We start from the raw sequence: 5,100 nt of genomic DNA on the forward strand, positions 1-5,100 counted from the left end.
CACCGCCGTACCCGAGGGCGTTGAGGCTGGAGATGTCGTGCTTGTCCAGGTCGGGGTGGGACAGGAGCTGCCATACGTTGGTGGGCACGCCGGTGTCCGGGGTCGAGCGGCAGGTAGGCTCCCCCGGCTCGCGCCACGGCCAGCAGCCCGACCAGCGTCGCCGGCGAGCGCCCCGCGCAGATCGCGACCAGCGTCCCCGGGCCCACCCCCTCGGCGCGCAGCCGCCCGGCCAGGCGGTCCACAGCCTCGCGGAGCTCCGCGTAGGTCATCGAGTCCGTGCCGCACTCGGCGGCCGTGGCGTCCGGAGTACGGGCCGCCTGCACGGCCACCAGCTCGGGCAGGGTGAGCTCGGGGTAGTCGGTTGTGGTGTCGTTCCAGCCCGACAGCAGCTGCTCGGTCTCCTCCTCGCCGAGCAGCGGCAGCCCGGCCAGGGGCGCGTCCGGTTCGGCCGCCGCCGCGGCGAGCAGCCTCCGCCAGTGGGCGGCGATCCGCTCGGCGTCGTCGCGGCCCATGGCCTCCGGGTCGTACTGGAGGACGACGCCGAACCGGTCCTGCCCGTCCACGATGTGCACGCGCATGGCGCCGCGGACCGTGTGGTTGAAGAGCGCCCACTCCACGTGGGCGTCCACGCCGAAGAAGGCGGGCGCGGCCTCGCGCCTGCGGTAGCCGAGCGAGACCGGCGCGAGCGAGACGCCGGGCCGTACGCCGCTGACCGCCCTCGACAGTGGCACCTCCCTGACCCGGTAGAGGCCACGCAGGTCGGAGCGGAGCCCGTAGCCGAATCGCTGGTCGGCGACGAACCGGCGGAAGCTCCAGTCCGGCTGGAGCCTGGCCGTGACGGGCAACTCGTTGACGAAGGCACCGAGGTGGTGGCGGGTCTCCGGCGATCGGGTGCCCAGATCGACCGCGACGGTCGGCTCGGCGTTGCCGTACCGGTACAGGAGCACGTGCAGCGAGGCGAGCACGATCTCGAACCTGCTGGCACCGATCTCCTCCGACAGCCGGCCCAGTGCCTCCCGTGCCTCGTCCGCCAGCGCGAACTCCACGGCCGCGCCCTCGACCGCGCCCTCGACCATGGTGGCCACCTCCCCCGCCGGTCCCGGCAGGATCACCTCCGCCGGTTGGCGCCACCGCGAGTTCCAGAACTCCCTGGCGAAGGAGAGCCCGGCCTCGACGCGCCCGGCGCCCGGCTCCTCGTGGCGCAGCTCGGGCAGGTCCGCGGAGGTTCCGGTGACCTCGGCCCGGTAAAGCTCGGCGAGGTCGCGCAGGAGCACCGAGGTGGACTCGCCGTCGAAGACGATGTGGTGTGCCACGACCAGCAGCGTCGCCCGCCCGGCGCCCTCCCGGTACAGGACCGTCCGCACCAGGGGTCCGGCGGCCAGGTCGAAGGGGCGCAGGATCTCGGCCCGCACCAGTTCCGCGAGCCGTTCCCGCGGGGTGTCCAGCACGCGTAACTCGGGTGGGACGGCGGGTACCAGGTAGGGCACGCCCTGCCGCTCCTCGACCGCGCGGGCCAGCACGGGATGGCGGGCGACGAGCGCCTCCCAGGCGGCGGCCAGGGCACCCGCGTCGAGGGGGCCGTCGAAGGTGACGGAGAACGGCATCGTGTAGACGGTCCCGATGCCGCCCAGCCGTTCGTTGAACCATATTCCCTGCTGGGCGAGCGAGGCCCGAACGGGTGCGGAGACGATCTCGGACGTCACTGGCATCACTTCCGATCTCAGATGAGGGCTCGGGGGAGAGAGCTCATCAGGGGGGAGTCAGGGGGTCGATCAGGGAGCGAGGAGGTCGCACAGGCGCTGGAACCCCCGGCCGAGGTCATCGGCGGCGGGTCCCGCGCAGACGCCGGAAATGGATCCGTCCGGCTGTTCGGTGAGGGTGAGGGACGGCCCGCCGTCGCCGGGCGGAGCCGCGGGCAGCGGGTACGGCTCGGACTTCAGGCCGGGCAGGTACGGCTCAGGACGGAAGCCCTCGAAACGGAACCGGCCGGCATGCTCCGCCGTTTCCGGCACCGCTTCGGCGAGGCCGATCAGCGCGGCGGGATCGACGAGGTCGCCGGGGATCGCGATCCGGACGGGCACGTCCAGCGCGAGCGGGCCGACCAGGGTGGCGTGGGCGGGTTCCGAACGCCCCGGCTCGCGCACGAGCACCGTCGGCTCGGGCAGGCCCCCGGCCCGCGACAGCGCGGCCGCCCAGCAGGCCAGGGCCACCTCGGCGGGGGCCACCCGGCGGGCCCGCGCCACCTGCCGCAGCCGCCCGGCCGTCTCGGGCGGCAGGCTGAAGCCGTATGCCGCGGCGACACCGGCCGGGAAGCGCGGGAGCGGTGACGGGGACCGGGAGATGCCGGGGGCCGGTGGGCGGGTGGCGGCCCAGCCGGAGTAGCTCGCGGCGGCCGGCGGGGCCGGTGCCGTACGCCCCGCGAGAGCGGCGGCGTAGGCGGTGCCGAGCTCGTACAGGACCGTCTCGAGTGACCAGTCGTCACAGGCCGGCGCGGAGGCGCAGAGCACCAGCAGGGATCCGCCGGGGGTGGGGTCGGTCAGGATCGTCCTGAGCAGCGGCCCCCGTTCGAGGTCGAAGCCCCGGGACAGCTCGTACTCGACGGCGGCCTCCACCGGAACGCGGACGAGTTCGGGCTCCGCCTCCGGCACGATCTCGGCGACGCGGACACCGTCCAGCACGGGGAAGGTGAGCCTCAGCGCCTCGTGGGCGGCGGCGACCTCGCGGAGCGCCCTGCGCAGGATCCCCGGGTCGACGGTGTCGCGCACCCGCATCGCCACCCGGACCGTCTCCCCGCGGGTCAGCGGTCCGGCCTGCCCCGCGGTCAGCGGGACCCGGCGGCCCCGCGCGGCGAACAGCTCGCGGACCCCGGACTTCAGGATCTTCCCGAGGTCGTTGCGGGGGAACTCCTCGACCGGCACGATCCTGGTCGGCAGCTCGTGGCGGGCCAGCCGCCCGGACAGGAAGTCGCGGATCTCGTCCACCGGCACCGGGTACGCCAGCCGTACGGCGGCGGCGGGCATCGCGCCCATCACGGGGTGGGGAACACCGACGACGGCGGCCTCCGCCACCGCCGGGTGCTCGTGCAGTACCGCCTCGATCCGCACGGTCGAGACCTTCAGGGCGCCCGACTTGATGACGTCCGTCTCCCTGTCGGACAGGTAGAGGTAGCCGTCGGCGTCGAGGTGGCCGACGTCGCCCATCCGAACCCAGCCGTCGCGGAAGACCAGCGCGCTGCCCTCGGGGTCGCCCACGTAGGAGCGCGGCGGCGCCGGGGAGCGCAGCCAGACCTCGCCGGTCTCGCCCGGAGCCAGCCGTTCCCCGTCCTCACCGAGGATGCGCAGGTCACCGGGGTCGGTGGCGCGGCCCAGGGAGGTGGGCCTGGCGGGATCGACGATCATGGTGGTCTGGGCGGGGACCGCCTCGGTCGAGGTGTAGTAGTTGACCAGCGTCGCCCCCGGGAAGGCGACGGCCAGGTCCTGGGCGACGGACGGGGGCAGCGCGGCGGCCGAGGAACTGAGCAGCAGCACCCCGGACAGGTCGTGTCTGCGATGGGCGCCGGAGCCGAGCAGTTCGATGGCCATGGACGGGACGAGGAAGACGGTGCCCACGCGGTGGGCCTCGATGAGGCGGCAGAACTCCTCGGGCTCGAATCCGGGGAGGGTGAGCGCGGCCGGGTGGGCGGTGAGGACGTCCATCAGCATCATCTGCGCGGCGTTCGTCCCGATGGGGAAGGCGTGCAGGAAGCGCTCGGAGTGGGCGTAGGCCCGGCGGCGAGGACGTAGCGGGCGGCCGTGGGTCAGGTTGGCGTGGGTGGCGCCGACGCCCTTGGGGGTGCCGGTCGTGCCGGAGGTGTAGATGATCTGGGCGAGATCGCCCGGCCGCACCTCGACGCCGCCGATCGGCGAGCCGTCACCGCTGTCCGGCACCGGTGACCACCACCGCCCGGGGTCCTCCTCGGCGGGCACGGGGGCCTGCCGCCCGTGCAGCACGCCCGTGGCGGCGCAACGCCGCAGGGTGTCGCGTATCTCATGGTCGCCGAGGCGGGCGGAGAGCGGCACCGCCACGCCGCCGGCCTTGAGCACGGCGCAGAAGGCGACGGCGAAGGCGGCCCACTCGTCCCCGCCGAACAGCAGGCCGACGCGGCCTCCGGGACGGAGCCCGCGCGCGAGCAGGCCGCGGGCGGCGGCGTTGGAACGCCGTTCCCACTGGCCGAAGGTCAGGTCGCCCGATCCGTCGGCGGGCTCACCGGCGACGAGGGCGGGGCGGTCGGGATCGGTCTCCGCCCGTGCTGCGAGCAGCCGGGGAACGGTGGGCGGAGCCGGGTCGTGCACACTCATGCCGGCCTCCTGGGCGGGCGCGCGAGATCGGTGGATCGAACGAGAGTGAGATGCCGGACCGTGGGCGGCCCGGATGGTGCACATGCCGGGGAGAGGGACCGGCGGTGATGCCGGTCCCCTTGAGGAGAAGGGCGGGGATGGATTCGGGCGACGGGAGGGGGGTCAGGGGAGAAAGGTCGTCACCGTAGCACCTTGGGGCCGGATCCCGTCGATCCCCTGACGATGAACTCGGGCTGGAAGATCAGTTCGGAGTGCTGTCCCGGTGTGCCGGCGATGGCCTCCAGCAGGGTGTGGACGGCGGCGGTCACCATCGACTGGACCGGCTGGCGCACGGTGGTCAGCGGCGGATCGGTGAACGCGATCAGCGGCGAGTCGTCGAACCCCACCACCGACACCTCCCCCGGCACCGAGAGCCCCCGGTCACGGCAGGCCCGGATCGCCCCCAGCGCCATCAGGTCCGACGCGCACACGATCCCCGTACAGCCGCGCATCAGCAGCTGCGCCGCCGCCGCCTGCCCGCCCTCCACCGAGAACAGCGAATGCGAGATCAGCTCATCGACCTCCGTCGCCCCCAGCAACTGCGCCATCGCCCGCCGGTACCCCTCGATCTTCCTGATCACCGGCACGAACCGGCTGGGACCGACGGCCAGGCCGATCCGCTCGTGCCCCAGGTCGACCAGGTGCTGAACGGCCAGCCGCGCCGCGGCCCGGTCGTCGGGTGAGATGAAGGGGGCGGGGACGTCGGCGGCGTGCCCGTTGAGCA

Annotated in this window: 3 protein-coding genes; all 3 read right to left on the reverse strand. The window is 74.0% G+C overall.

Features of this window, described 5'->3' with window-relative positions; genetic code table 11:
- On the reverse strand, positions 1 to 1,709 hold a 1,709-nt coding region (locus tag ABZ260_RS46095), incomplete at its 3' end, for a condensation domain-containing protein (protein WP_355630911.1).
- Positions 1,710 to 1,772: 63 nt separating this feature from the next.
- Positions 1,773 to 4,337, reverse strand: coding sequence for an AMP-binding protein (locus ABZ260_RS46100; protein WP_355630914.1), 2,565 nt, complete (start codon positions 4,335 to 4,337; stop codon positions 1,773 to 1,775).
- A 179-nt stretch (positions 4,338 to 4,516) separates the two neighbouring features.
- Positions 4,517 to 5,100: substrate-binding domain-containing protein (locus tag ABZ260_RS46105; RefSeq protein WP_355630917.1), on the reverse strand; the 584-nt coding region annotated here is incomplete at its 5' end.

This window comes from Streptosporangium sp. NPDC006013 (assembly GCF_040614275.1).
In the GTDB taxonomy this organism is placed as follows: Bacteria; Actinomycetota; Actinomycetes; order Streptosporangiales; family Streptosporangiaceae; genus Streptosporangium.

Bases quoted from the DNA above. Each gene is read 5' to 3' on its own strand.
- ABZ260_RS46100 (WP_355630914.1), bottom strand. From the start codon at position 4,337: ATGAGTGTGCACGACCCGGCTCCGCCCACCGTTCCCCGGCTGCTCGCA.